At 55.5% G+C, this 1,147-nt stretch carries 1 protein-coding gene; it reads right to left on the bottom strand.

The genetic code is table 11. From position 1 onward, the window contains the following. On the bottom strand, positions 1–1,133 hold a 1,133-nt coding region (tuf, locus tag H8S18_RS14485), incomplete at its 3' end, for an elongation factor Tu (RefSeq protein WP_186858984.1). Positions 1,134–1,147 lie beyond the last annotated feature (14 nt).

The following is a 1,147-nucleotide window of genomic DNA, read 5'->3' as shown; positions in this document are numbered from 1 at the left end:
ATTGCAATCGGCGTGATCAGCTTGATTTCCATCTCGATGTTATCTCCCGGCATTACCATTTCCGTTCCGCTCGGCAGCTCGATCACTCCCGTTACGTCCGTCGTCCTGAAATAGAACTGCGGCCTGTATCCGTTGAAGAACGGCGTGTGGCGCCCGCCTTCTTCCTTCTTCAGCACGTATACGCTGCTGTTGAAGTGCGTGTGCGGGTGGATCGATCCCGGCGCCGACAATACCTGCCCACGCTCGATCTCGTCCCTCTGTACCCCGCGCAGGAGTACTCCGATGTTGTCCCCCGTGATTGCCTGGTCAAGAAGCTTCCGGAACATTTCCACGCCCGTTACTACCACGCTTCTCTTTTCTTCCGTCAATCCTACGATCTCTACCGTATCCTGAACCTTTACCGTTCCTCTTTCCACTCTGCCCGTCGCTACCGTTCCGCGCCCTGTGATCGAGAATACGTCCTCTACCGGCATCAGGAACGGCTTGTCTACGTCTCTCTCCGGTTCCGGTATGTAGGAATCTACCGCGTCCATCAGCTCGAAAATGCTCTGGCAGTCCGGATTCCCCGATATGTCGTCCGACGCCTGCGCCGCTTCCAGCGCTTTAAGCGCGCTTCCCTTGATGATCGGCGTGTCGTCTCCCGGAAAATCATATTCCGAAAGCAGTTCCCTGATTTCCATCTCTACCAGTTCCAGCAGCTCCGGATCGTCTACCTGGTCTGTCTTGTTCATATACACGATGATGTACGGCACACCTACCTGCCTTGCCAGCAGGATGTGCTCCCGCGTCTGCGGCATCGGGCCGTCCGCCGCCGATACCACCAGGATCGCTCCGTCCATCTGCGCCGCTCCCGTAATCATGTTCTTTACATAGTCCGCATGTCCCGGGCAGTCCACGTGCGCGTAGTGGCGGCTCTCCGTCTCATACTCTACGTGCGCCGTATTGATCGTGATTCCGCGCTCTTTTTCTTCCGGCGCCTTATCGATTTCGTCATATTTTGTCGCTTCCGCCTGGCCCTTCTTTGCCAATACCATCGTGATCGCCGCTGTCAGCGTCGTTTTACCATGGTCTACGTGTCCGATCGTTCCGATGTTTACATGCGGTTTCGTTCTTTCAAACTTACCCTTTGCCATTGCTTTTTTCTCCT

The sequence above is a fragment of the Christensenella tenuis genome (assembly GCF_014287795.1).
Classification (GTDB): domain Bacteria; phylum Bacillota; class Clostridia; order Christensenellales; family Christensenellaceae; genus Christensenella; species Christensenella tenuis.
The sequence above is the reverse complement of the archived record's forward strand: the minus strand, read 5'-3'. Positions and strand labels throughout refer to the sequence as shown.